The sequence below is a fragment of the Vibrio sp. Isolate24 genome (assembly GCF_022398215.1).
GTDB classification, from domain to species: Bacteria; Pseudomonadota; Gammaproteobacteria; order Enterobacterales; family Vibrionaceae; genus Vibrio; species Vibrio coralliilyticus_A.
This window is the reverse complement of sequence record NZ_JAKEUU010000002.1, coordinates 230,270-255,983: the sequence shown is the minus strand read 5'-3', so window position 1 is coordinate 255,983 and position 25,714 is coordinate 230,270. Positions and strand designations below refer to the sequence as shown.

27 protein-coding genes and 1 other RNA gene are annotated in these 25,714 nt (G+C 44.4%); 13 read left to right on the top strand and 15 right to left on the bottom strand.

The window, feature by feature from the left end; all coding sequences use genetic code 11:
• The first annotated feature begins 87 nt into the window (after positions 1-87).
• From L1D23_RS22295 to L1D23_RS09445, 6 genes are all read left to right on the top strand, one after another.
• Complete coding sequence (locus L1D23_RS22295) at positions 88-876, top strand: DUF4150 domain-containing protein (RefSeq protein WP_345779103.1); 789 nt, start codon at positions 88-90, stop codon at positions 874-876.
• On the top strand, positions 869-2,500 hold the full coding sequence (locus L1D23_RS09465) for an AHH domain-containing protein (protein WP_345779102.1): 1,632 nt from the start codon (positions 869-871) through the stop codon (positions 2,498-2,500). The genes L1D23_RS22295 and L1D23_RS09465 overlap by 8 nt, the downstream gene beginning before the upstream one ends.
• A gap of 1 nt (position 2,501) precedes the next feature.
• Positions 2,502-3,059, top strand: a complete 558-nt coding sequence (locus tag L1D23_RS09460; RefSeq protein ID WP_239865801.1) for a DUF1629 domain-containing protein — start codon at positions 2,502-2,504, stop codon at positions 3,057-3,059.
• Positions 3,056-3,340, top strand: coding sequence for a hypothetical protein (locus L1D23_RS09455; protein WP_239865799.1), 285 nt, complete (start codon positions 3,056-3,058; stop codon positions 3,338-3,340). Before L1D23_RS09460 ends, L1D23_RS09455 begins: the two co-directional genes overlap by 4 nt.
• A gap of 305 nt (positions 3,341-3,645) precedes the next feature.
• On the top strand, positions 3,646-4,581 hold the full coding sequence (locus L1D23_RS09450) for a CorA family divalent cation transporter (protein ID WP_239865796.1): 936 nt from the start codon (positions 3,646-3,648) through the stop codon (positions 4,579-4,581).
• Positions 4,581-5,120 (top strand): mechanosensitive ion channel family protein, encoded by a 540-nt coding sequence (locus tag L1D23_RS09445; protein ID WP_239837321.1) that lies wholly within the window; start codon positions 4,581-4,583, stop codon positions 5,118-5,120. Before L1D23_RS09450 ends, L1D23_RS09445 begins: the two co-directional genes overlap by 1 nt.
• Here the strand turns inward: L1D23_RS09445 and L1D23_RS09440 are convergent, their stop codons facing one another.
• Positions 5,121-5,516, bottom strand: a complete 396-nt coding sequence (locus L1D23_RS09440) for a DUF2391 family protein (protein WP_239837322.1) — start codon at positions 5,514-5,516, stop codon at positions 5,121-5,123.
• Positions 5,517-5,782: 266 nt separating this feature from the next.
• On the opposite strand from L1D23_RS09440, the gene L1D23_RS09435 reads away from it, so the two are divergent.
• On the top strand, positions 5,783-6,202 hold the full coding sequence (locus L1D23_RS09435) for a VOC family protein (RefSeq protein WP_239865795.1): 420 nt from the start codon (positions 5,783-5,785) through the stop codon (positions 6,200-6,202).
• 78 nt (positions 6,203-6,280) lie between these two features.
• On the opposite strand, the gene ffs is transcribed toward L1D23_RS09435, so the two are convergent.
• From ffs to L1D23_RS09420, 3 genes are all read right to left on the bottom strand, one after another.
• Positions 6,281-6,377, bottom strand: an RNA gene (ffs, locus tag L1D23_RS09430) — signal recognition particle sRNA small type.
• A gap of 121 nt (positions 6,378-6,498) precedes the next feature.
• Positions 6,499-8,490, bottom strand: coding sequence for a GGDEF domain-containing protein (locus L1D23_RS09425; RefSeq protein ID WP_239866760.1), 1,992 nt, complete (start codon positions 8,488-8,490; stop codon positions 6,499-6,501).
• 177 nt (positions 8,491-8,667) lie between these two features.
• Positions 8,668-9,408, bottom strand: coding sequence for a hypothetical protein (locus L1D23_RS09420; RefSeq protein ID WP_239837324.1), 741 nt, complete (start codon positions 9,406-9,408; stop codon positions 8,668-8,670).
• A gap of 50 nt (positions 9,409-9,458) precedes the next feature.
• On the opposite strand from L1D23_RS09420, the gene L1D23_RS09415 reads away from it, so the two are divergent.
• Positions 9,459-9,761: an MGMT family protein gene (locus tag L1D23_RS09415; RefSeq protein ID WP_239865794.1), complete on the top strand. Its 303-nt coding sequence runs from the start codon at positions 9,459-9,461 to the stop codon at positions 9,759-9,761.
• 24 nt (positions 9,762-9,785) lie between these two features.
• Here the strand turns inward: L1D23_RS09415 and L1D23_RS09410 are convergent, their stop codons facing one another.
• Positions 9,786-10,214 carry a YbaY family lipoprotein gene (locus tag L1D23_RS09410; protein WP_239865793.1) on the bottom strand — a complete coding sequence of 143 codons (429 nt, stop codon included), beginning with the start codon at positions 10,212-10,214 and terminating at the stop codon, positions 9,786-9,788.
• Positions 10,215-10,405: 191 nt separating this feature from the next.
• On the opposite strand from L1D23_RS09410, the gene tesB reads away from it, so the two are divergent.
• A complete protein-coding gene (gene tesB / locus L1D23_RS09405) occupies positions 10,406-11,266 on the top strand; it encodes an acyl-CoA thioesterase II (protein ID WP_239865792.1) in 861 nt (286 codons plus the stop codon).
• Positions 11,267-11,388: 122 nt separating this feature from the next.
• Here the strand turns inward: tesB and L1D23_RS09400 are convergent, their stop codons facing one another.
• On the bottom strand, positions 11,389-11,856 hold the full coding sequence (locus L1D23_RS09400) for an Lrp/AsnC family transcriptional regulator (protein ID WP_239865791.1): 468 nt from the start codon (positions 11,854-11,856) through the stop codon (positions 11,389-11,391).
• A 120-nt stretch (positions 11,857-11,976) separates the two neighbouring features.
• Between L1D23_RS09400 and L1D23_RS09395 the strand changes: the two genes are divergently transcribed.
• Positions 11,977-13,041, top strand: coding sequence for a PLP-dependent cysteine synthase family protein (locus tag L1D23_RS09395; RefSeq protein ID WP_239865790.1), 1,065 nt, complete (start codon positions 11,977-11,979; stop codon positions 13,039-13,041).
• A gap of 74 nt (positions 13,042-13,115) precedes the next feature.
• Here L1D23_RS09395 and L1D23_RS09390 read toward each other — a convergent pair whose 3' ends face one another.
• Both L1D23_RS09390 and L1D23_RS09385 read right to left on the bottom strand, forming a co-directional pair.
• The gene (locus tag L1D23_RS09390) at positions 13,116-13,436 is read right to left on the bottom strand and encodes a DUF1244 domain-containing protein (protein ID WP_239837330.1); all 321 of its coding nucleotides are present in this window, start codon (positions 13,434-13,436) and stop codon (positions 13,116-13,118) included.
• 101 nt (positions 13,437-13,537) lie between these two features.
• Positions 13,538-14,416 (bottom strand): Tim44 domain-containing protein, encoded by an 879-nt coding sequence (locus tag L1D23_RS09385; protein WP_239865789.1) that lies wholly within the window; start codon positions 14,414-14,416, stop codon positions 13,538-13,540.
• Positions 14,417-14,608: 192 nt separating this feature from the next.
• Between L1D23_RS09385 and L1D23_RS09380 the strand changes: the two genes are divergently transcribed.
• From L1D23_RS09380 to L1D23_RS09370, 3 genes are all read left to right on the top strand, one after another.
• Positions 14,609-15,199 carry a TetR-like C-terminal domain-containing protein gene (locus L1D23_RS09380; protein ID WP_239865787.1) on the top strand — a complete coding sequence of 197 codons (591 nt, stop codon included), beginning with the start codon at positions 14,609-14,611 and terminating at the stop codon, positions 15,197-15,199.
• Between the two features lie 27 nt (positions 15,200-15,226).
• Positions 15,227-17,098 (top strand): MFS transporter, encoded by a 1,872-nt coding sequence (locus L1D23_RS09375; protein WP_239865785.1) that lies wholly within the window; start codon positions 15,227-15,229, stop codon positions 17,096-17,098.
• 110 nt (positions 17,099-17,208) lie between these two features.
• A complete protein-coding gene (locus L1D23_RS09370; RefSeq protein WP_239865783.1) occupies positions 17,209-18,132 on the top strand; it encodes a putative sulfate exporter family transporter in 924 nt (307 codons plus the stop codon).
• On the opposite strand, the gene L1D23_RS09365 is transcribed toward L1D23_RS09370, so the two are convergent.
• The 7 genes from L1D23_RS09365 to L1D23_RS09335 all read right to left on the bottom strand — a co-directional run bounded on the left by L1D23_RS09365 (position 18,129) and on the right by L1D23_RS09335 (position 25,635).
• Entirely contained in the window at positions 18,129-18,302 is a 174-nt protein-coding gene (locus L1D23_RS09365; RefSeq protein ID WP_239865781.1) for a hypothetical protein, read from the bottom strand. The two genes, L1D23_RS09370 and L1D23_RS09365, sit on opposite strands and share 4 nt — an antisense overlap.
• A gap of 160 nt (positions 18,303-18,462) precedes the next feature.
• Complete coding sequence (gene menE, locus L1D23_RS09360) at positions 18,463-19,836, bottom strand: o-succinylbenzoate--CoA ligase (RefSeq protein ID WP_239865779.1); 1,374 nt, start codon at positions 19,834-19,836, stop codon at positions 18,463-18,465.
• Positions 19,836-20,822, bottom strand: a complete 987-nt coding sequence (gene menC, locus L1D23_RS09355) for an o-succinylbenzoate synthase (RefSeq protein WP_239865777.1) — start codon at positions 20,820-20,822, stop codon at positions 19,836-19,838. The genes menE and menC overlap by 1 nt, the downstream gene beginning before the upstream one ends.
• A gap of 124 nt (positions 20,823-20,946) precedes the next feature.
• Positions 20,947-21,813, bottom strand: a complete 867-nt coding sequence (gene menB / locus L1D23_RS09350; protein ID WP_239865773.1) for a 1,4-dihydroxy-2-naphthoyl-CoA synthase — start codon at positions 21,811-21,813, stop codon at positions 20,947-20,949.
• A gap of 29 nt (positions 21,814-21,842) precedes the next feature.
• Positions 21,843-22,628, bottom strand: coding sequence for a 2-succinyl-6-hydroxy-2,4-cyclohexadiene-1-carboxylate synthase (gene menH / locus L1D23_RS09345; protein WP_239865772.1), 786 nt, complete (start codon positions 22,626-22,628; stop codon positions 21,843-21,845).
• Positions 22,618-24,327, bottom strand: coding sequence for a 2-succinyl-5-enolpyruvyl-6-hydroxy-3-cyclohexene-1-carboxylic-acid synthase (menD, locus tag L1D23_RS09340; protein WP_239865771.1), 1,710 nt, complete (start codon positions 24,325-24,327; stop codon positions 22,618-22,620). Before menD ends, menH begins: the two co-directional genes overlap by 11 nt.
• Complete coding sequence (locus L1D23_RS09335; RefSeq protein WP_239865769.1) at positions 24,328-25,635, bottom strand: isochorismate synthase; 1,308 nt, start codon at positions 25,633-25,635, stop codon at positions 24,328-24,330.
• Positions 25,636-25,714: the final 79 nt, after the last annotated feature.

Below are 25,714 nucleotides of genomic sequence, written 5' to 3'. Positions count from 1 at the left end.
TTCACTATAACTATGAATTTAGTGAGATTGATGTGCGCTTTATTTTATATCATTGATCAATATTTGTTTAATGACTCAAGGTGCATCATGGGTGTAACAGTTTGTGCAAATGGACTCAGCATAGTTCATAAGGGATCCGGCGGTGAAGCCAATGCCACATTGCCCGACGTTTGTCTGACCACAGTCGGTAATGCCGTTGTACCTATCCCATATGGTAATAATGCAAAATCCGCTGATCTAGCAGATGGAACAACCACCGTATCAATGGATGGCGGCAATAGTATTGCGATTAAAGGCAGTAAGTTCGCAGCAAGTACCGGTGATGCGGGGGGCGATAAGAAAGGTGTCGCGTCAGGCACTATAGAAGCTGAAGCCGAGTTCATCTCAGCCTCTCCAACCGTTTCAATGGAAGGAAAAGGTGTTTGTCGTTTGTCAGACCAAATGACAATGAACAAAGCCAACACTATGTGTCTTGGCGGTGCCCAAAATCCTTCTGTCACTGTCACAGAAGAAGCTGAAGGGACTTATACTGTTGATTTACATGTTACCTACGATGATGGTGAAGGCTTTCAAGCTCCTTATAAGTTAACCGATCAAACAGGAAGCCTTTTCGAAGGGCAACTAGATAAAGACGGTAAAGCCCAAGTAAGCAACGTTGCTCCTGGCACGTTTATAGTAGACTTTGGGGAAGACAAAAGAGAATTTAAACCAGATCCCCAATATGACAATACGAATAAAAACCCTTACTACAAAAAGGAATTTAATCCTCACGAGCTAATAGAACAGACCAAAACAGGCCAAGTCGCTTTTTGGGAAGCCCAACGAAATCAAAACCAAACTGTACACGGCTGGATCTGGGGTGTCATCATTGGATGACTTCAATGAAAATGCAACCTCAGGTCAGATTTTCTTAAACACTGTATTGGGTGTCATTCCCGGTATAGATCAAGTTATGGATGCTCGAGATATAACGGCTAACATATTCTTCCTCTGTGACGAAGAAAAGAGAAAATCAACAGAAGCTTGGGTCAATCTTGTGATTTCAGCTATTGGCGCGATTCCTATGCTTGGCTCAGTGATGAAAGGAATCGGTAAAGCTATTCAGCAGAAAAAATCACGTGATGAGTTATTTGCTGTCTTGCGTGGATTTGGAAAAGGCGATGTTGATAAGTTTATCAAAAATATTGATTGGGACAGCATCAAATACGAGATACTGGAAATCATTTTCCAAAGTATTGAAAGCTTCAACAGCGTACTAGACGAGCTAGCTAAGTACGCTGGTTGGTTTGGATATCCCGTTTACGCTGAAGAAATTGCTGGTTTCCAAACAACCCTCAATACAGTCAAAAAAGAAGCCGAGAAAAATGTTCCAGATGCACTGATGTACTTTAAAGATTTGCTTGATCAGTCAGTATCACGTGGTAAGCATCGCTCAACAAACGGCTCTCATCAACAAAAGAGTACTGCGCAGGCTGGTAACCACGATGAAAAAGTCAGCCAAGACAAGAAAAACAAAAAGCCGGATGAATGTTGGTTATGTGAGAAAAAAGTAGGCAAAAATAAACCTAAGGCGGCATCAGCTACATATTGTGAAAAAAATGGATTCAAGGGTAAGTATTATAAGGAAAAAGATAAAAAATACGGATGTACTGAACGAGGAACTCAGGATTCAAAAGATAAAAAGACAGGCAAGAAAATAAAAGGAAACGGTCATTACCCCTGGGATTTATTGAAGATACATAACGGTCGAGTGAGTGCTTCCCCTCAAAACCACCCTCTATATGGGCGTTGCTATGACAAAACGATAGATGGAAAAAAATATACACGCCCCCAGCAACTATGGGATAGAGTCCAAGCAAAAAAACTTTTCGATGAAATGAAAGCTATAGGAGAGACTAAAAAAAAATCTGACAGCGCAGAATCCAACCTGCAAGCACATCACTTGATTACCGTTGAAGCAATGAGGCAGAATGATTTCCTATACAATAAGTTACCTCACTTGGGTTACGACTTTAATGATTGGCACAATATAGTTGTGTTACCAAGTATTCCAGAGCTAGCATGCTTTTACGAAATGCCTATACACTCAGGTAGCCACCCAAAAACATCCCCTTATGTAAAAACGGTGGAAAAAGAACTCCAGAAACTAGAGGCAAAAATAAAAAGCTCCGAATACTGTGATGAAAAGGGCCATCAAGCAGGAAAATTGATTGTTAATAAACTTAAGGCCATTAGCCTAATGCTATACAAAAAAGTGACGCAGTTCAAAAGAAGCGGTGCTCTAGACAAAACTTGTTTTGATACATATAAAAGCGGTGGCAAAGGATGTTGTAATATGCTTAAACATGCTGACATTAAAGCTGACTCTGCTTCGTGTCGCCATAGAAACGCAGCTAAGCTTGATATTAGCCAACATCATACTTTTATCAAAGCTCCCGTTAAAAATGCTCTAATCCGTATACCTTACTTAGGGCCTCAAATATCCAAGCTAGGTTATTAAAATGAACTATTATTTAATGTTCGAAAAGTTCGAATCAGGGGAAGGGTCATTTACCGTTCAAAGTCCATGGAATTCGGTACTTCAATATTACCACCCTTGTTGTAAGTATTTAAAAGGCAGACCCTTAATTTATGTCAATACGCAATATAGTGAGAAAGGCATATCTGATTTTTTAAAAATCCCAATAGGGATGCTAGCAAGTAAGAAAGTGCAAGAAGTCTTTTTTGACAATGGATTCAGTGGTATTCAGTTTATCCCTGTTGATGTTAAAAATGATGATGATTCAAGTGAATATGCATTTATTAACATTACGGCTCATTACGATTTTCTCGACCCCGTTGCCTCAGAAGCAGAGGACTTGAGTAAGACACTAGGCGGATACACTAGCGTTTTGGAAGAAATTCTAGATGTAGAAAAATTTAGATCAACACATATCGAACATGACTGCTTCACTTTAACAACTTACAAAGATCCTTACTATGTGAGCGAAAAAGTTAAAAATGCATTAGAAGCCGCTGGCGTCAGTGGAATTGAATTTATACCGATGGAGTTTGCATGATCGAACAAAAGTTTCAGCAGCCCGGCTTATTAGCAGAGACAGAGGTAAACCCTTTGTTCCCTAGAATGGCTGATTTAGTGTTAGTGTTTTTCCCATCGCCAGGTGTGTTTGTAAGGAATACACTAACTATACCTGATGAATTCAAAACCGAAGCAACTGTATTTTATGAAGCTGATGGGGAACCTTTTGAAGAAATGTACGTTTTCTTGCCTGCGGTTTTACAAAGTCAATACGATGCAGGAAAAAATCAATCTGGTATCGTCTATAGCAAAGATGGCTAAAGTTCGAGCCGGCATTAATTCAAGCCCTAGCGGATCAAGTGACAGGGCCTATAGAGCATCGCTCTGGTTAGTCTCACTTACAGTTTCAACAAGGTGCACCTAAATAAGTGCACCTTTCTCATTTGTAAGCTTAAAAAAGCGTTAAGCTTTACGAAATATTCTGGCCAGGTAAATGTGTGAAAGCCTTCTTCCCTTCTGCTTTTCAATCTTCTTAGTCAAGAACAGAGTTGACAGCAACCCCTAAATCCATTAAATGAAAAACAAGCGTCTACCATAGGGGTAATTCGCAACTAAGGAGGATCACTATGAGTGATTTCTTGATTTCAGGCTGGCGTTTTTCTCAAGGAAAATCTGAGCCATTAGCAACTCTCACAGATAACGTATTGCCTGATCACTGGTACCATTGCCAACGAGATGCAGCTAGTCTGCGCGAATGGCTGCAAACTCAAGATCTTCCAGAGCCTTTAATTGATTCTTTGCTTGCAGACGATACACGCCCTAGATTTGAATCATACGGTAAAGATTGTTTTCTGTTTATTTTACGCGGAATCAATCTAAATGCAGGCGCCGAACCTGACGATATGTTGAGTATAAGAATTCTCTGGTATCGAGGTGCTTTGATCTCAACAAGGAAACTTCCATCTAAAGCTGTTGCAACGTTAATTGAGGCTCTTCAGCAAGGAGCTGGGCCTTGTGATATCTCGGAGCTTTTAGTGTCGATGATTAACCGCATCAGTGACGCCATCGCTGCCTTCCTACACCCTGTAGAGGAGCAACTGATCAGGTTTGATACCCCTGACGTTAAAGATCTGGATGAGCTGAACGCGCTGTACTCTCGCCTTCTCCGTCTACGTCGCTATCTAAAACCTCAACGATATGCTCTTGATGACTTACTCCAGGCCAATGTTCCCTCACTACAACAGCAAGAACATCATTTAAAAAACGCTCTCGATACTGTAGCTCGTTTAAACGAATCCATAGATTTTTACCTAGAGCAGATTAATCAAGCTCTGAGCCATATTCATCAGGTTCAGACCCAGATAATGAACAGAAATACATATTTATTTTCTGTCATTGCAGGTATCTTTCTGCCTGCTGGTTTCTTCACTGGACTACTGGGTGTCAATGTTGGAGGGATCCCTGGGACAGATAACCCAATCGCATTTACGATACTTTGTGCGTGTATACTGATCGTTGTAGTTGCAGAAGTAATACTATTAAGAAAAATGAGGTTTCTTTAATGACAACATGGCTCCATACTCAGCCAATATTGCAACAGCTTATCTTGGGCGCTTTGTTAATATTGGTTTATATCAGTTTACGCCGTATCGGTAAGCGGGCTCTAATCACCGTCGCAGAGAAAAAACAGGTGACCTTGGCACGGACACAATTTGTGGTCAAAGTGTTCCACGTGTCAACATTCTGCTTATTTGCAGCCATGTTCATTCTACTTCTTGGCATTGGTTACGGCGATATTTCACTATTTCTTTCCTCAATCTTCGCCGTCTTAGGCGTGGCTTTAGTCGCTCAATGGTCAATTCTTAGCAACATATCGGCTAGCGTATTGATTTTTTTCGTCTTCCCTTATCGTATTGGCGATCAAGTTAAAGTCTGTGAAAAAGATGAAGACATCAGTGGGGTCATAATAGATATCACCATGTTTCATGTTTTATTACGGCATGAAAATGGCAACATCATCACCTACCCCAATACGTTGCTGTTGCAGAAGGGAGTCATCAAAATTGTAGGCAAAGCAGAGCCTCTACCGCCTTCAAAATAGTTATTCTTTATCAAAACTATCAACAATAATAGCTCCCATAGAAGCGGGCATAGTGATGACAACCACCCGTTTGAAAGCCACCATAGGTTCTTCCCAGAAAGGCAGCTTATCTAAGCAATAAAGGACTAAAGCGACAACGCACGCTGCCATAAGGTAAGCGGTGATGATTCGAAACACAAACACCATTTTTCGCTTCGAGATAGTGCGTTGAAAAACACTTTCATAGGTATATAAGGCAAGAAAGATCACAGAGAGACCGAACAATAGCCATAGCTTGGCACCAGGGAGCGTTTCTCCTAAACGCCAAGCTTCTTCAGAAAAAGCGACGGGGACAGCGAGAGCAAAGGCACCCACAAATATCTGGCTGGCATCTTGAGCATTAAAACTCAACTTCATATCAAAGGAACCTTACTAAACAAATCCACTATACTCAACATCATAGCGCTCCATCGCACCGATACCAACCTACACTTTTTAGCTCACGCCCCTTGCCTGAGCGATCCAAACAGCACAACCCAATCAAGTGATGTGTCATAACAAGCAAAGAATCATACTTAATTCTGCTCAGTGTCACTGTTAAAAAATGAAAAAAACGCTTTACCTAAACTTAACTTGAGGTTTTAAGCTGTATCTCGTTGGCTAAGAGAATAAAGGAGAAAGTCATGATCCAGCTAGAGCATATAAACTTAGTAGTTAAGGACATTCCTGAAATGTTGAAGTTTTATCAAACCGCTTTTCCCCATTGGGACATCCGAGCTGAAGGTACGGGAGAATGGTACAGTAAGGAGAGAAACTGGCTACACTTTGGTGATGATTACCAATATATCGCCATGAGCGATCATGGTGAAGGCACAAACCGCGATCTACAAGGTCATCAAGTTGGACTTGCTCATTTTGCCTATGTAACTAATAACATAGACGAAGTCATTGAACGGCTTGTCAAAGCTGGATTCCCAATTGCAAAACCAGGTGCTGAAGAGCCATATCGTAAGAACGTCTACTTCATTGACCCTGCAGGGTTTGAGGTTGAGTTTGTCGAATACCTAACAGATATCCCTACACAACGTAACTTATCGAGCTAGAACGTATAACTCAGACCATCATCACTCGCGTAAAACAGAAAAGCCCGCAAATAACTTTGCGGGCTTTCAAATGGGTGGAAGCCCCAGCCACATCCCGGCACACAAGTCACTCGCTGCGGCTGCTTCCTTCCGGACCTGACCGAGTTCACGAGCTATTGTTGCGGGAGGACCAGGGCCTCCATAGATTCTGTTTCCTTAGCACGGCTAAGGAGTGAGGAGGATTATCAGTCATCACTGAGGGTAATTCAAGGGAAATTCTTAATATTAACCCCGTTTTAGTGTCAAGTGCTTAGTCGTTAACCACCCTTAGTCAAAGGAACAACATTTTGCTCATCAGACTGGTGATTTATCATACTGTGGTGTTTTTTCCTTTTGTGATCGTACATGGCTTGGTCAGCCTCATTAAGAACTTCTTGCAACGCCATAAAACGCTCTCGTGGATAGGACACCCCAATCGCGATGGAAATATCCAACGAGACTTGATGATCTTCAGAAACAAAATGAATTTTAGAAAGTTTTCCTAACAGTGAATTTAGTGTGACTGAATCTAGCTGGCCAACAAGTATAAATTCATCGCCACCAATTCGATAGCCGTACCCCTTCCAATAGAGTTCAATCTGGCCCGCCAACGCTCGAAGAACTTGATCACCAATTTCGTGGCCATAGGTGTCATTAATGAACTTAAAGCGATTAATATCTAGATAGAGCAAGGTGTAATTAGCATTAATACCTGAACGAAAGCGCCTATGCATGGCACGTCGATTATTAAGTCGAGTCAGGTTGTCAGTATTAGACTGACTGTGTAAATAAATCGCGACGATGGCTAAGAAACCTAGCACCAACATAAATAGCGCCCTGCTCTGACGCGAAAAACGTTGCTCCGCCTGAAGAGTAGCTTTCCAATCAGGCCGATAGTCGTAGCGTTTTACAATTCGCTCAGTATCAATCATTTTTAATGCACGACTAAATAGGGGGGCTAATGATTCCCCAACCTGATTTTTGGCAAATCCGATCGCAATATCAGAAGTGTAGTACCCCCCTATTAATGGATCTTCAGTTAGAGGGAGTAAGTCTTTTGACTCTCGCAACAGTATATTAAAGTTCGCTCGACTGATCGCAATGTAGTCGACCTCATGATTGATTAGTGCCTGTAGCTGCGATTCACTGCTGTCGTACGTCAGCAGCGCTTTCTTGGGAAGTAGCCCTCTCAGCAACTCTTCATAATAATCGTCCTTCACTACACCAATACGCTCGATGATTAATTCTGAGACATTACTGTATACATTGTCTTTATAGCCTTCACGTTTAACCAGTATCGCTTCAGGCCGATAGTATGGATCACTGTAGTACACTAAGTCTTTGCGAGCTTCTGAAATAGCAATCGGAGAAAGCACATCAATTCGCTTAGCAAGCAAATCACCATACATACTTTCCCAAGATTCATCTGCGGTACTTTCAAGCTGACAATTCAACATTAGAATATCGCATGCTTTAAGAACAATATCAGCGGTGATCCCTGTCATCGAGCCATCACTATGATAAGTGGCATACTGACCAATGTTTTCGATTTTAACCCTAAGCGGCCGATTAAAGTTGATACCGCTATTAAGTACGGCCTGCCTCAATGCTTGTTGCCGTATTTCAAACTGGTATTGACGGATGGATTCACGTAATAGCTTCTGAACCTCAGCACCATGAATATAATGTTCAATCGTCCTAAGCAGCTGAGTATGACGACCTTTAGTGGAAACAATGGAAACCGGTTTAATGGAGATCTGATGATTAAGCAGTTGGGCATCAAACCCTGCTAGCAACATAGGTTTAAGTTGGTTAATCGCATCTACGACTCCATCGACGGTGCCGGACTGCAGCAACTGCATAGCTTCTTCTTGTCCTGAATACTCAACCAAAGTCATCGACGGAAAAGCAGCTTCTATCAGCTCTCGGTAAATCGTTCCTTTAGGCACACCTACAGTGTATAACTTATCTAATGTGGCATTATCTAGGCTGTATACGTAGGTATACTCAATATTGGTCGGGCCGGAAAAATCGAAATAGAGCGCCCTGTCTGGGGTATAGGTAACATTGGCTGCAAAATCACTGTTCCCTGTTTTCACAGACTTGAGAATAGCGTCAAAACTTGGGTAATAAACATATTCGATATCAAGTCGAAACTCAGACGCAACAGCATCAAATAAGACGCGAGTAACAACATCGTCGGCTTCTACCGCAACTTTATAAGGTGGAGTCTGTGCTTGAGCTGGCAAAAAACAGATAGCCAGAAACAGACCCACTACCCAATTAATATTTCTTTTTTTAGGTATAGAAAACAACAAAAAGGCTTCACCACTGCAGTGATTACTATCGTGCAGACACAATCAGTAATATTCAAAATATGCGCAACTCTGGCATAGATAAGTAAAATCGCTCTAGCACATAGTTTAAATGCAAAGCATTGTTAAATACTATAGATCCGCTTCCTCATCGGAGCTGCGCAAAATATAATCAGTCATCCAAGCCGTTCCGAGAAGGCATATCCACACCACAAAGACCGGATTAGGGACATCCACACTAGGTGTGACGACTAACGCTGCAAACCCCACTGTAGGTAATGTCCAGCACAATAGTTTGCTCCAACGAAAGCTCTCTAATTTCGCTAAGCTCTCCATTGCAGCGATGATGCCTGTGATGCAAAGTGCGACTAACGCAGCATAAGATAAGTCTGCCATCCAAAGTGGCAATATTAATCCCAAGGCCCACCAACTGTGCTTATTGTTAGATTGCCAGTGCGTTGCCGCCCACCAAATCACCACCACTGATAATGTTTGTACTACTGTGACCATGGGCTCTCCGCCAAGCTTCCCCCCAGCTTGAGTGACCATGATACCGACTTGAAGCGTCACGACTATCAACGCAGCCATAAGCAACACGCCGATGCTACTGCGCCTTGAAAAGACGACCATCAATAATGGAAATAGTATCCATTGACTGATCGACAGCGCGATCGGCTGATAGGGTAATGTCAAGCCATAGGTTGTCAGAGCGGCCATCAAAATAAGTCCGACAACGCCTCCTTGCGGAAATACCCACAACGCTGGAATCACCAATGCCAAGACTGGAATGTCTCCATCACTAAGGCTGATAGCTCGAGCACAAACAACAGCCAACAAGGTTGTCACTAAGAACTGAAAAGTAGAAAATACCATGCCCTCTCCTTATCCCTTCCATGGAAAAATCGAACTAGGACAAAATCATTATGGACCAGTTTTTAATGCAAATCTTTGCGGTGATTCACCAAATTCCGTGTGGAAAAGTAACCACTTACGGAGAGGTCGCCAAACTGGCTGGCTACCCTGGGTACGCAAGGCACGTAGGAAAAGCTCTCGGAAAACTACCTCATGATTCCAAACTGCCTTGGTTCCGAGTCATTAATAGTCAAGGTAGGATATCGCTCAAAGGTGAAGATTTGGTGAGACAAAGGGAGTTGTTGATTTCTGAGGATGTTGAAGTGACAAACGATGGAAAAATCAGCCTTCGAAAGTACCGATGGCAGCCCTAGACTGCCATCGGTAGCCAGCCAAACTCAGTTTCTTACACCAATTAACATCATATCGACATGGCTAGTTTGGTGTGGATCAGTAATCACTGGGTAAGAAGTGTCAGTGATGAAACGAAGTCGTCCATCCACCTCAATACGAGCACTCACACTGTATGTATGACGAGCCTGTATTTTTCTTGGATCAAACGCTAAATCAAATTCAACTGGCACTTGAATGCCACTCGTCTCAAATCGATGCTTAGCAATAACCTTAGCAGGAGCATCAGCCAAAGACACATCTTGTAGGGTCACCGTCACCAGTGCATGCTTAGGCAAAGCAATACGTTCACGATATGAAATAGTTCCTGTAATCGAGCTCACTTTGGTTTCCTCTGCTGGCTTCTCAGGAGACTGGCAACCAAGCATGGTCAAGCCAAGGAAAGTAGAGATGATTAGCGTTAATACTTTTTTCATAGAGACTCTCTAAACCATTCAAACTCTGAAGATTATAAGTTTCAAGCTCAGATTTGTCATGACGCTAACCCTAATCACTATGCAGAGCCGACATTAAAAATATTTTTATAACTTATTGTTCAATCAACTGTTTAACTTATCAATTTATGCTTAAAATAACCTATATTGATTCATTTATTAAAGGTATTTGAATGAGCAAGCCTCTCAAGGAACTTCTGGAATTATTGCAACTTGAAAAGCTGGAGGAAGGGCTTTTCAGAGGCCAAAGTGAGAACCTAGGACTGCCTCAAGTATACGGGGGACAAGTGATTGGTCAGGCTTTATCCGCCGCGAGATACACTGTTGCAGACGATCGTACGGTGCATTCATTCCACAGCTATTTTCTCTATCCTGGCGATCCTGAGAAGCCTATCGTATATGATGTTGAAAACTTGAGAGATGGCCGAAGCTTTAGTACTCGTCGCGTCAAGGCGATTCAAAATGGTCGCCCTATTTTTTACCTCACCGCTTCTTACCATGGTGAGGCTCCGGGCTTTGAGCATCAAAATACGATGCCTGATATCCCAGGCCCCGAGAATTATGCATCTGAATCAGAGCACGCAGAGAAAATTGCTGAATTTTTGCCAGAGAAGATTAAAACGGCGTTTTGCGGTGAAAAGCCCATAGAAACACGCCCTGTTAACGTTGTGAATCCACTCAAACCACATAAAACAGATCCGAAACAGTATCTGTGGATTAAAGCCAACGGAGAAATACCAGACAACCAATTAATCCATCAATACTTACTGGGCTACGCCTCTGACTGGGGTTTTCTAGTGACAGCACTTCACCCACACGGTGTGTCATTGATGACGCCGCATTTTCAAGTAGCAACCATCGACCACTCGATATGGTTTCATCGGCCCTTTAAGATGGATGAATGGCTGCTGTATGTCATCGAGAGCCCTACCGCAAGTAACACTCGCGGCTTAGTTCGAGGGGAGATCTATAACCGTCAAGGCCACCTAGTCGCTTCTGCGGTTCAGGAAGGGGTGATGAGGTTTACCAAGTAATTCCTCCCCAAGGCGACACTATATCAAACTCTTGAGTGCTCAAAGAAATCAAGTTTACTTTGAGCCCCTCATCAGGGCTCACTACTCAACGACCTATTAAGCTTTACCCACCTCGTTCTTTCTTAAGCATCTCCAATTGGTAACGCTGTCGTGTATTTGAGAGGTTCCATGGCAAAAGTGGAGGTCACATTGGATATACCAGCAACGGAGTTGACTAACTTTTTATAAAATTTATCAAAGCACTGCATATCTTTGACCTGAACTTTCATCATGTAGTCGTATTCTCCAGCCATTCGATAAAACTCCATCACCTCAGGAAAATCAGAGGCCGTAGACACAAACTGGCTGTACCACTCATGAGAATGATCGCTGGTTTTCACCAACACAAAGGCAGTAAAGGATAAATCCAGTTTTTCTGGATTGAGCAACGCCACTCGCTTTTCAATCACACCCGATTCTTCTAGCTTTTTTAACCGTTTCCAACACGGTGTTGTCGTTAAATTCACCGCTTCTGCCAGTTCATTTAATGACAAAGTTCCATCTTGTTGTAACAACGCAAGGATCTTTCGGTCCACTTTGTCCAGTTCCATACCCACCGCCTCATGATAGAAAAATTTTCTCCAAATAAAGCAAATTAAAGGCAATAAGGCAAAGTATTTCTCCTGTCATATAGATAAATTATTAGCATAACGATGCTAAGGAGATGTTTCATGTGTACAGACCACAACTGGATTAATAATGCGATTCGAAAAATTGAGGCCGACTTCCAACGTTCAGCGGATACTCACTTGATCAAGCTCGACTTACCCAGCGTGGAAGGTATTGATATTTACCTGAAAGATGAGAGCACACACCCAACAGGCTCCCTAAAACACCGTCTGGCTCGTTCGCTCTTTCTCTATGCCATTTGTAATGGCTGGGTCGGTCCCGAAACCACCATCATTGAATCATCATCTGGCAGTACCGCTGTATCAGAAGCGTATTTTGCTCGTTTACTTGGATTGCCGTTCATAGCCGTCATGCCTAAATGTACCGCTAAGAAGAAAATTGAACAGATTGAGTTCTATGGAGGCCAAGCTCACCTAGTGGAGCGTTCCGATCAGATCTACGCTGAGTCACATCGTTTAGCCAAAGAGCTTAACGGTCACTATATGGATCAGTTCACCTACGCTGAACGCGCAACTGACTGGCGCGGTAACAACAACATCGCAAATTCTATTTTTAGCCAGATGGAACTTGAAGATAACCCTGTACCAACTTGGGTTGTGATGAGCCCAGGAACAGGAGGAACTTCCGCAACAATAGGCCGCTTTATCCGCTATCAGAAACACTCAACCAAGCTTTGTGTTGTCGACCCAGAAAACTCTGTATTCCATGAGTTCTTCAAAACCGGCAACTCTGAGCTAAAAGGCGATTGTGGTAGTAAGATTGAAGGAATTGGCCGTCCGCGTGTTGAGCCAAGTTTTATACCGGGTGTGATTGACGAAATGCGTACAATTCCAGACGCTGCTTCCGTTGCGACTGCGCACTGGTTAGAAAAAATTCTTGGCCGCAAAGTTGGTGCCTCTACAGGGACGAACCTTTACGGTGTTCTTCAACTGGCAAGCGAAATGAAATCGCGTGGTGAAACAGGGTCAATAGTGACGCTACTATGTGATAGTGGGGAGCGATACCTAGATACGTACTACAATAGTCAGTGGATTGAAGAAAACATCGGCGATTTGCAACCTTATCTCACGAAATTAGAAACGTTTGAAGCAACTGGCCAAATCTAGATAACAATAACAACGTCAGTTGGAAATACGAGCGCCACTCATCTGAGTGGCGCTTTCATATCGGTATACCCGAATCAGCTTTTTTTCTGGCGCGCTTCGAAAGCCGCAAGTTGTTCAGGTGTCGCTTTCGGCTGGTGGTTTTGTTTCCACTCATCGTAAGTCATGCCATAGACACGTTCACGTGCATCATCAATATCCAGCTCAAAACCCTGGGTATCCGCTTCCGCTTTGTACCACTTACTGAAACAGTTACGGCAGAACCCTGCAAGGATCATCAGATCAATATTCTGCACGTCTTTATTCTCATCAAGATGAGAGAGTAAACGACGAAACACCGCTGCATCCAGTTTATCCTGCTCTTCTTGTGAAAGGTTTTTATATTTAAATTCAGCCACTTTACTTACCTATTGTTGTTCTGTATCGATTATCTTATCAAGTCTTGGCCCAATACAAAAACGCCCAAGCATTTGGCTTGGGCGTTTATTACAAATTGTGCTTAACCTTGAATACCGACAATCAACCATGGAGCGTTAGGTACCGTTAGGTCACGCTCAAGGTGCCAGATGTCTTCAATGTTTTCTTCAACATCTTCCACTGCATCACGGTAGCGGCCGCTAAACTGTAAGCTAAGCTGCGCTTTGCTTGCATCATGGTCAGCTCGAACGATTTCTGCATCGACGTACATCACATCAGTGTGTTGCTCACCATCTAGTTTCGCACGTTCTGCTTTTAGGTCTTCAAACAAGCTCGGAGAGACATACTCTTCAATCGTTTCAAGTTGGTTGTGGTTCCATGCACCTTGCAGAATACGGTAATGCTCACGCGCACCATTAATAAATGCTGACTGATCAAAACCTGGTGGGTAGTTGTGTGGAATATCCGTTTGTGAGCCAAAGCCGAATCCACTTTGACCACCTGTTTGAGGCTGCTGCTCAAAGTTATGAACGTTCGGTTGTTCAAACTTTGGTGCTGAACCACCAAATGCAGGCTGTTGTCTCTGCTGATTCATGCTGCCTTGCTTGGAGCCAAGCAACCCTCTCATCAGTTTGAAGATAACAAAAGCAATCAAGCCCATAATAAGAATATCCATGAACTGAATACCCTCAAACGCGCCACCAAAGAATGCTGCGAGTAAGCCACCCGCTAAAAGGCCACCCAGTAGCCCCCCCATTAATCCTTTTTTACTGGACCCTTGCGTCTTGGCGCCCTGATCTTTACCAATCGTGTTTGTGTTTTGCTGTTGTTGCTTCGGTGCAGGAGCTGTTTTAAAGCTCTTACCAAATGACTTACCGCCGCCAAACTTCTTCGCTTCCGCGATAGGAGTAATAGCAACAGACACCATTAGCAAAGCAACGAGGGAAAAAAGTCGTTTCATATTTTTCCTTAGGGTTTCCTGTATAAGGTAAGAATTATACTTATTGAGCAATAGTAACTTTTGTCTCTAAAGAATGAAATATGCGAAAGACGAATACATGTATCAAAGTATTGCAAATTCGAACATAGTCAGTTGCGCTTATCACACAGCCTTATTAGAATATTGAACGTTGTTCATTTTTGAAATTTTGTCATGGCCCGTAGAAACGATCATACGCGTGAAGAGCTTATCGCTCTCACTTTAGATACTGTCAAAGAGTTCCTGAGCGAAAACTCCTATCACGAGTTAAGTCTGCGAAAGGTGGCGAATATGATCGGCTACGTGCCCAGCACATTGGTTAATGTTTTTGGCAACTATAATTTATTGCTACTCCACGCTGTGGCACAAACTCTCGATGAACTTGCCAATGAAGCAAAAGTGGTTGTCGCAAAAAGCCAAAACCCTAAAACCGCCTTATATGAACTCGCCTATTGCTATCACGATTTTGCCCAGCGCCACCCACACCGCTGGCAGCTGATCTTTGAGCACAACATGAATGGGGAAACCCTACCTGAATGGCAAGCTGAACGCATTGATAATATGACAGGTATGCTCGAGCAGCTCTTGCAAATCATTGCCCCTCATCGCTCCGAAAAGGAAGTGTTGCAAGCCAGCCGTGTTCTGTGGTCTGGTGTTCATGGTATTACCTTACTAAGCGTTGACGATAAATTCTTCGCAGCTGAGCCTATTGACGGCAAAGAGCTGATAGACAACTTACTCTCTCATTACATCGCGAACTGGTAATCGCATCCTAAAGGAACAAGGATCATCATGCCAAACAGCCAAACCTCTCTTTTAGGGCAGAGACGATTTCTGCCCTACTTTATCACCCAGTTTTTTGGGGCTTTCAACGACAATATCTTCAAAAACGTTTTACTGTTGTTTGTTGCTTTTGCGGGTGCTGGAGCCTTACCTATCTCCAGTGATCTATTCATCAACCTAGCGGCAGGCTTATTCATTTTGCCTTTCTTCCTTTTCTCTGCCTCCGCAGGAGTATTAGCTGATAAATATGAGAAATCGTGGTTTATTCGGAAGGTCAAACTGGCTGAAATTGGCATCATGTGCCTAGGGGCAATTGGTTTTATTACCGAAAGCTACATCATCCTGTTAATTTTGCTGTTCTTTATGGGGACACAATCCGCATTTTTTGGCCCAGTGAAATATGCGTTATTACCTCAGCAACTTAAGCCACAAGAGCTGGTACCGGGTAATGCCTTGGTTGAGACAGGGACCTTCCTCGCCATTCTTCTCGGCACATTGGGTGCAGGCCTTATCGCCTCTGCAGAGAGTGCAAAATATATCGCCGCAGCAAGCGTGGTGGTATTCGCGTTCTTTGGTTACCTATCGAGTCGCTCAATTCCCGAAGCCCCCGCCTGTGCGCCAAACTTGAAATTCCGCTGGCAGCCCATCAAGCAAACCCGTAACACCATCGCTATTGCCAAGTCCGATAAGACGGTTTTCCAAGCTTTGATGGCAATTAGCTGGTTCTGGTTCTTAGGAGCCGCCTATCTGACTCAATTCCCTAACTTCACTAAAATTTACCTCAATGGTAGCGAAAGTGCAGTCTCGTTTTTGTTGGCTCTTTTCTCTGTCGGTATTGCTGCAGGCTCACTCGCTTGTGATAAATTGTCTAACCATAGAATTGAAATCGGAATCGTCCCTCTTGGCAGTTTAGGAATTAGCGCGTTTGGTGTCTTAATGGCGATGTCTGTCCCTGCTAACTTGCCTGAATTTGAGACTTTCACCGACTTTGTCGCTTATCAGCCCCTGTGGCCAGTATTTATATCACTGCTCCTACTTGGGGCATCTGGGGGCGTTTTTATCGTCCCTTTATACGCATTGATGCAACAGCGCGCCAAAGTCACAGAACGAGCTCAGGTCATTGCAGCACTCAACATCTATAACTCACTGTTTATGGTGGGCAGTGCGGTCCTCGGCATTGTCTGCCTTGCCCTCATTGGCATAAGTATTCCCCAACTATTTCTTCTACTGGCAGTAATGAATCTGGTGGTTGCGGTGACTCTATTCCTACGCGTACCCATTTTTGCGGTACGATTCATCGTCTGGATTCTCACGCATACCATGTATCGGGTGAAGCATAAAAACCTACACCACCTGCCTGAACAAGGGGGGGCATTAATTGTTTGTAATCACGTGAGTTATATGGATGCATTACTATTGAGTGCCGTTTGCCCTAGACTGATCCGTTTTGTCATGGAAGAAGACTACGCCAACCTGCCACCTCTGCGTCGATTTCTCAAACGTGCAGGTGTTATCCCCATTTCCGCATCCAATCGCCGTTCCATTCGTACAGCTTTCAGTGAGATTGAACAAGCGCTTAGCGAAGGTCACCTCGTGTGTATTTTTCCAGAAGGCCGCTTAACTGACGATGGGGAGATGAACGACTTCATGCGCGGCATGGATATCATCCTCAAGCGTAGCCCTGTTCCTGTGATCCCAATGGCAATTAAAGGGTTGTGGGGCAGTTTCTTTAGCCGCTATAAAGGCAAAGCCTGCAGTGGATTGCCTACTCGCTTTTGGTCTAAGTTAGAGATCGAAGCAGGTCAGCCCGTCGAGCCATCCGCAGCTAACACAGCTCTGATGCAAGCGAAAGTAGCTAAATTACGAGGTGATTGGAAATAATTCCGCGAACATACGTTCATTAAATCTGAACGTATGTTCAATTCATTCAAATCTACTAATCGGCCGGATTTCGTTACACTCACCGACTGCTTTGACTGCTATTTTTTGTAATGACAACGATGAAAAAGCCACTGCCATTCTGGTTAGCCTTAATCGTATGCCTAACACCATGGATTACCTCACCAACCGCATTGGTGATTGGTTTTCTGTTGGCTTCATTGGGCATGGTACCGCACGATTTTAATCTAGCAAAAGTGACCAAAAAACTATTGGCTTATTCAATCGTCGGTTTGGGCTTCGGCATTCAATTCAAAACTGCCCTTGCTGTTACCTCAGATGGTATAGGTCTTATCATTACCACTATTATCGGCACTTTGTTCATAGGCTGGTGGGCAGCAAAAGCCATTGGCCTCAATGCAGAAACGGGTTACCTGATTTCTTCTGGAACAGCAATCTGTGGCGGTAGTGCGATTGCGGCTGTTTCCCCTGCCATCAAAGCAAATGATGAACAAATCGGCCTTTCTCTAGCAACGGTTTTTGTCCTAAACTCCATCGCATTATTTATCTTCCCAGTGATTGGTCATGCATTAAACCTCGACCAACAGACTTTCGGCATATGGGCAGCGATTGCTATTCATGACACTTCGTCCGTCGTTGGCGCGGCATCCGCCTACGGTGAGGAAGCACTTACCACCGCAACAACCTTAAAACTGGCGCGAGCACTTTGGATTATTCCGGTTGCATTGTTCAGCGCCTTTTTATTCCGCAGTGACTCGAAGAAAATCACTATCCCCTACTTCATCTTTTTCTACTGTGCTGCTATTGCAATGAGCGATCTATTTCCTCAGTTTCAGGTGGTTTATCAAGGGATATTTGATGTCGCGAAACGGACGTTGGTAGTGTGTTTGTTTTTGATTGGCTGCGGAATTTCGGTGGAAAAGATCAAATCCGCTGGGCCAAAACCTCTGATGTTCGGTATTACATTGTGGATTGTGATCTCTGTCAGCTCACTGACATGGCTAACGCTCAGTTAAAGCTCTTCTGGTTCTACTTTCAGCTTTCTGCGCTTGTGCCTTTGATACCTCAGTACCAAAGCAACGACAAAAACAAACGCAGATAATTCCGCCAGTGAGCGTACTAATCCTTCACTTTGCACAGCAACCAGAATCTGAATCAATATTGCCAACACGATAACGGCTTTCATCCACGCCTCTTATATCCATATCCTCATATTTCCGAAGTTATTATGAGATAGAGTTATAAGTTTGATAAATTCAGATTTGGACTATGAAAGATCCAATTCAACTAAGTTGCCTGTCCATTAACGACAATATTTGAAGTGGCGCTACAACTGGCGCATCACTTTACTGCTCTAGCTGACTCAAAAGCCAATCTTTTACCGCTTTCCGAGAAACTTTAATTCCTGACTGATACAGTGATTCTGGCATCTCATAGTAAGCAACTGGCCATTTGAAGCGTGTCAAAGCTTTACTGAGTTCCTGCTCAATGTTCACAACGTTTAGAGAGTGCTGTCCTTGAATCACTGCAACTGGGCGATGGCCAAACTCGCTGTCTTCCACAGGGATCACGACTGACTGCACGATGTAGGGAAGTCGGTTAAGCACTGCTTCAATTTCTTCACAATGAATATTTTCACCACCTGAGATAAATAAATTGTCAGCTCGACCAATAATTTTGAGTTCGCCTTCAACCCACTCACCTAAGTCTTTACTGTCAAACCACCCATCGCGTGTAATAGGCTCCACAACCCCACATCGATAGTAACCACAAGCCAGAGTTTCACCGCCAATGTAGATTCTTTGCCCTTTAAGCCGGATTCGACGTTTAGGTAAGGTTTTGCCTGCTGAGTCGCGATTGTCGATTCTTTTTGCCGTCACGGTTGACGCTGCTTCAGTCATCCCATAGCCCAACCAGGTTTCCACCCCCTGCTGTGCTGCTTTTTGGCTTAATGACAATGGGACATGGCTCCCGCCGAGTAAGACATGGGTTAAATCAAGTGGCGAACCACTCTCCAAAAGACGTTGTAATTGCGTAGCCACCAGCGATGCGTGAGTCACTTGACGAATATCTTCAACCAGAACTCCGCTTCCTAGTTTCAATGTAGCCCCAACATACAACCAACGATAGACGATGGCTAACCCAGACACATGATACATAGGCAAACTTAGCAACCAACAATCGTCCTGTTTAAAGGAAAACACTTCCAATAGACCAGAGGCAGAAGCAATATGTTGCGCGTTAGTGTGTGCAACCGCTTTGGGATTGCCCGTTGAACCTGAGGTAAACACGATAGAGGCGATATTATCTGGCTGATAACCTGAGCAATAGTGATGAGAATTTGAACGTCCGACATCAAATGTCGACAATGAAGATAGCAGTGAATCAGATTTCGATACCCAGACTTTAGGCTCAATACAAGAGGGGTAAAGTGACTTTAGCTTGGTTTCAAGCTCCGCTGGTGTTTGCGGCATGGCCAATGCGCATATTGCTCCAATCTCCATACAAGCCAAGTACGCGAGTAATAAATCTAAGTTGTTTTTACTAATGCAGGTAAACACATCACCTTGTACTAGACCCTGCTCACAAAGATTGGACGCCACTTCATCGACAAGATCAGCCAACTCAGCCCAAGAGTATTGCTGATCTTGATGATCCAGAGCAAATGAAGATGGGCTCGACTGAGCCCATTGTTTCAAAGGAGAGAGTTGGTTGTGCATTAAGATTGCCAGATTAGTGACTGATCTGACAGAGAAGTCACCGGAAGATCACAGCCAGGCCAAGTAACTTCTAGCTGCTGTGCAAACAGACCTATCGTATCTAAGCCTGGAACTTCTTCTGGCAATTGCCAGTGGGCAAAGCGAGCCAATTGAGTCAGACCTAAACTCGATTCTATACTGGAGCTGATAATCGGCTTGATCCCCAACTTTTTAGCCTCTTCTATGAGCTCGACACAGCGTTCGACAGAGCCAATAAGGGTAGGCTTAATCACAATGGCTTTAGCACCGTTAAAGTCCTCGAGTTTAAAATCATCCTTGCGAATGGCGTGTTGAAGGGTTTCATCCCAAGCAATCGCGATACCCGTATCAATCGCAAAAGAGAAGCTATCCCCCGGTGCTTGGCACGGCTCTTCAACAAACGCAATTCTTTGACGCAATGAAGGCGCTATCTTTTTAGCAAATTGTTGCGCTTTCTCGGCCGTCCAAGCGCTATTGGCATCTAGTCTTAGCGTAAGGTCTGGAATGGACTCCAAAAACAGGCTGACGATGAGCCCATCGCGGACAGGTTCATACAACCCTACTTTGATCTTGGCTACTTTCTCACCTTGCATACTGTGGAGCTTAGGCAGCAGTTCATCCGGATCACCTGAACACAAAGGTGCAGCCTGATAGCACCCCATGTCAGGGAGGCCATTGTTCAGTTCCAGCTCAGCCATAGATAGCCCAAAAGCCACAGAGGGGTACAACTCCTTATCATCAAAGGGTTTACCACTCTGCCACATGGCTAGTTGCTCTATTAGTTGAGATGAAACCTCATCCATACTCTCAATACTAAACCCCGGTAGAGGTGCAATTTCACCTCTACCGATTTCCCCGTTGTTTTCTAGTACAACCACAAAGCCTTCTCGTTCCATGAGTCTTTGCTCTCTCAGTATCACACCGCTGTCCATCGGCAGCTTGTAGCGATACAGCTTGGCTGTTCTCATACCAATATCCCTTCTAATTATTTTGTAATCTTCAATCTATGCTGTTCACTATTTTGGGCTTCAATGGCAGATAAAAGTATTGAGTTAAGCACCTTTATCTTCACGTATTACCCAAAACAACACATCAAGGATTACGAGGGAATTTATTAAAGTCAGGCCGACGTTTTTCATTGAACGCATTCCGCCCTTCCTGACCTTCTTCAGTCATATAGAACATCATAGTCGCATTACCAGCCAACTCTTGAAGACCGGCCTGACCATCACAGTCAGCATTCAGAGCGGCTTTGAGACAACGCAGTGCCATCGGGCTGTGCTGCAGAGTTTCGCGACACCAACGAACCGTTTCTTTTTCCAATTCTTCAAGAGGCACAACTGTATTCACTAGCCCCATATCCAGTGCTTCTTGAGCATCATAGAAACGGCATAGGAACCAAATCTCGCGCGCTTTCTTTTGCCCAACAATTCGAGCCATGTATGAGGCACCCCAGCCGCCATCAAACGAACCAACTTTTGGCCCCGTCTGACCAAACTGAGCGTTTTCTGCGGCAATGGTCAAGTCACACATCATATGTAAAACATGGCCACCGCCGACTGCCCAGCCAGCTACTGACGCAATGACGGGTTTGGGGCAAGTGCGAATTTGACGCTGGAAGTCCAATACATTTAAGTGGTGAGTGCCGGAATCATCTTGATAACCACCATAATCACCACGGATCTTTTGGTCACCACCCGAGCAGAAAGCCTTTTCACCAAGGCCTGTCAAAATGATCACACCCACGCCTTCATCGTAACGAGCGTCAGCCAGTGCGTTAATCATCTCTTTGACAGTTTGAGGGCGAAACGCATTGCGGACTTGAGGACGAGCAATGGTGATCTTTGCAATACCATCTTCGGATTTATGGTACTGAATATCTGCATATTCGCCCGTGCAATCGTTCCAGTGCACTGGAGCATAGAGTTCTTCTTCTGAAATACCGACTGTTTTTGCCATGGTGATTCCTGTTTGTTGAGATTGCGCTGTTAGAAGAAAGCGCGAATTTGAGATTGAATAATCGCGGCAAATGCTTCGGGCTGTTCCACATGAACATTATGCCCAGCTTGCGCTACCTGGCTAAAAGACAAACCACTCTGTTCAGCCAGCTGACTGAACTTCATATCTTTTTCACCACAAATGTAATGTATCGGCATGCTTAAATCAGCCAATGACTCAAGCAAGTAATCTTGTTTTGCCAAGGTTGTCGCCATCAGCATCTTTGCGACGGATGGACCTAGATTAGCACTGCGCTTATCAATGATTGTTTGTCTTTGCTCATGATTTAGTGAACTAAATACCGGCTGCTGATACCAATCGTTTAACACTTGTTCAATGGGGTCATTTTGAAATCGCTCAGCCCAACGAGAGTCATTGTTTAATCGAGCATTTTTTTCCGCACGATCATGCAACCCAAAGTGACCACCTTCAGAAATAAGCATTTGAATATTATGTGCGGAAAAATACTGTTGAGTGAGCCCTACCATCGCAATTCGAGCCCCCATTGAATAACCCACTAACACTATAGGGGGATGGTGAGGAAATTGAGTGAGTAAAGCGTCAGATATTTGATCGCAGCACGTTTTAAAATCGCGACAATGCATCAATTTGCTCATGCCATGACCGGGCAGATCGATGCATAACGATGAATATTCGGGGAGCAATTGCCTGCAGGCACTCCAATCTTCACTGCTACCCAGCAAGCCATGCAGATAAACAATTACAGGTCGAGAGCTATCGTGGCTCTCCGTATTGTGGAAGGAGCTATAGAGCATGAAGTCGCTGAGTTATCTCTTTCAGTTGTGAGGAGGCTTGTTCAGGAGGTGTCTGTACTTCGACAAGCAATGCGCCCTCACCCTGCTGTAAATGATGACTCACTAACTCACTGTAAGCGGCAAGAGTGGTCGGTTTTTGGTATCGAATGCCAAATTGCATCGCAGCATGCTCGAAAGTGTAACCATGAGGCATCTGATAGAGAGGCTGTTTTTGTGCTTGGGGGACAGGGAGCAAATCAAAGATAGCCCCTCCGTCATTGTTAACTACGACAATCACCAGTGGCGTTTTTTCGTGGGTCAGTAAAGAGAGCGAGTTGAGATCATACAGCGCTGAGGTATCACCAATAAACAATACGCTGGGTTGAGGATTTGCACGTACAACTCCCGCAGCAGTCGCAATCAGCCCATCGATCCCTGATGCACCTCGGTTGCTAAACGTTTCAAGGTTTGGCATCGAACCAAACATATCCACCAGCCGAACAAATAAACTGTTGCCCAAAAAGACCTGCGTTGGTTGTGGTAAGTCTTTGACTGATTTAGCCAAAGCAATTTCATTGACTGACTGGTGGCTTTGTTCAGATAGTGCCACTGCACATTGTGAATAATGCTCTAACTCCTTTGCCCAGCCATAGTGAACATTCTTGCCGCCAACACGTTCTCGCAGCCAACTCTCTATCCAAACCCCAATGCCGACAACGTGATGAGTTTGTGGTAAATGATTTTGGTTGTTGCGATCAACTTGGGGAGAAACATAATGGTAATCCGCTTGTCTCGATTCGACTTGCTGAGATATCCACTGATTGAGACGTTTCGATACAATCCGCGAGCCAAACTGCACAATGACACGAGCCTGATTTAGCACCGCTTGCGCAGTAGAATTCTGCAACCAAAGATCATAATGTGCGAAAGGAGACGAAACTCCCGATTGCGGATCACACAGACAAGGCCAGCCCAGAGTTTCGGCTAATTGTTTCGCCTGTTGGGCCTCTTCTAAGGTGACACTACCCACGACAATCACCCCCGGTTTATCAGAAGAACTGACATCGTGAAGCGAGGGCAAGGACTGAGTTCGAACCTTGCAACTATAAGGCATATCAGAGTGAAGCCAAGTTTTTACTTCATCAAGATAGGCCTGAAATATTCCTTTCGACTCAGAGCCATACAAAGGCTCTGGAAATGGGCAATTGATGTGAATCGCACCGCCTTGCTCTGCCTGTTCAGACATTTTCTGATCTATGGAAGTCAGCAACCATTTAAGCGCTACTGACTCTGAAGGGCTGGGTAACTCAAGAGTGGCACTCACATGAGAGGAGAATATCCCCACTTGATTGATCGCCTGATTGGCTCCGCAGCCAACCAATTCTACGGGCCTATCTGCAGTTAGCACGACCAGTTTCTCACCTGTGAGTTTTGCCTCTGCTATTGCGGGCAACAGATTGGCGACAGCGGTTCCGGATGTGACAATCAATGCGACTGGCTTATCGCTTGCCTTCGCTAAACCGAGAGCTAAGAAACCTAAACCTCGCTCATCAAAATGCGTATGCAGTTTCAACTTGTTATTTTGATGCGCTTCCAGCGTTAAAGGCGTCGAACGCGAACCCGGTGCAATACACACTTCACTGACACCTAAGCGAGATAACTCTTCAAGCAGTACCTGAGACCAAATACGGTTCATAATGGCTTGATTGTGCAGACTCATTTATGACGCCACTCCCAGCGGGGGTGTGTCAGCAATCAAAGACAGCAATGTTGACATTTTCTTATCCAACTCTTGCCATTCATTGTCGGCAATAGACCCCGGTACTATACCTGCACCTGCGAATAACTGGATCTCCTCACCAAGAATAAGAGCACTGCGTATTGCAACACAAAACTCGGCGCGCTGGTGGCTGATGAACCCCATCGACCCCGCATACCAGCCACGTGCAAAGGGCTCATTATCTCGAATAAATTTCATTGATTCTTTGCGTGGCAGTCCTGCAACAGCCGCTGTCGGTTGTAAGGCACTCAGCAACTGAACCCCATTTACTCCAGTTTTGAGGTGGGCGTGAATACTGCGCTTAAGGTGCTGAACTTTACGCAGCCTAACCAAGCGGACTTCTTGCTCAACCTCGACATGCTCCGAGTGAGGCGTTAGTCGATCGATAATGTCATCGACCACATATTGGTTCTCATTAAGATTCTTGCTGTCTTGCGATAACCAATTTGCCAATTCCATATCGTGGCTGGCGTTGTCGCCTCGGCCTATCGTGCCCGCCAAAGCTTCAGTGTAGAGCTCCTGACCTTGTCTGGCATACAAACGTTCCGGTGTAGAGCCTATAAAACTGTGCTTTTTATCCAGAGAGAGCATAAAGTGGAAGCTATGGTGGTTTTGCAGATAACTTGATTTCAGTAGCTGCGCAGCACTTACCGCGCAGTCCATCTGCACGGAAGTTCTGCGGGCCAGTACCACTTTCTTAAAGTCGTCATTCTCTATACCAGTCAGAACTTTCTCAACCAGTTCAGACCATTGCGGCTTTTCCGGTATGTGGCTGATGCTTTTGATCTGCGCTGAAACGGGAAGCAATGCACCAACATCAATCTGAAGTTTCTTCAGCCCTGCAAGAGTACGGTGCTTCTCCGCAGTGAGATTAACGGCCAATGACCAACGGTCATCGAAACGAATTAACTCAACTTGTGGTAGGAAAAAGAAAGAGGACATACAGCGACGATTTTTCTCCGTCTGACCGTCGAAAGAACGCCCCCCCCATACTCGCTGGCCATCAGCTAAAATCGTGTAAGCGGGTGCCGGGTCGACAAAGGTATGTAGCTGCCCCAGCGCTACCACTTCCTCACGGGTATCGCGAGACTGCCAGTAAAACTTAGGGAAGAGTGGCTGAGCTTCCAGCCAATCGATAAATGCAAAGTCAGGTTTTTCCTCAAGAACTTGAACCAGACGGTTTACGCCGCCTTCTGCATCCTTTACGCGTTCAATCAGTTCAGTAACGGCTTGATGAAAGTGTGACAAATCAGCCTCGTATGCCTAGGGATTCTTATTCATTTTATCTCGCTACTCTATTAATAGACCTTATTCAGATCAAGGTTGT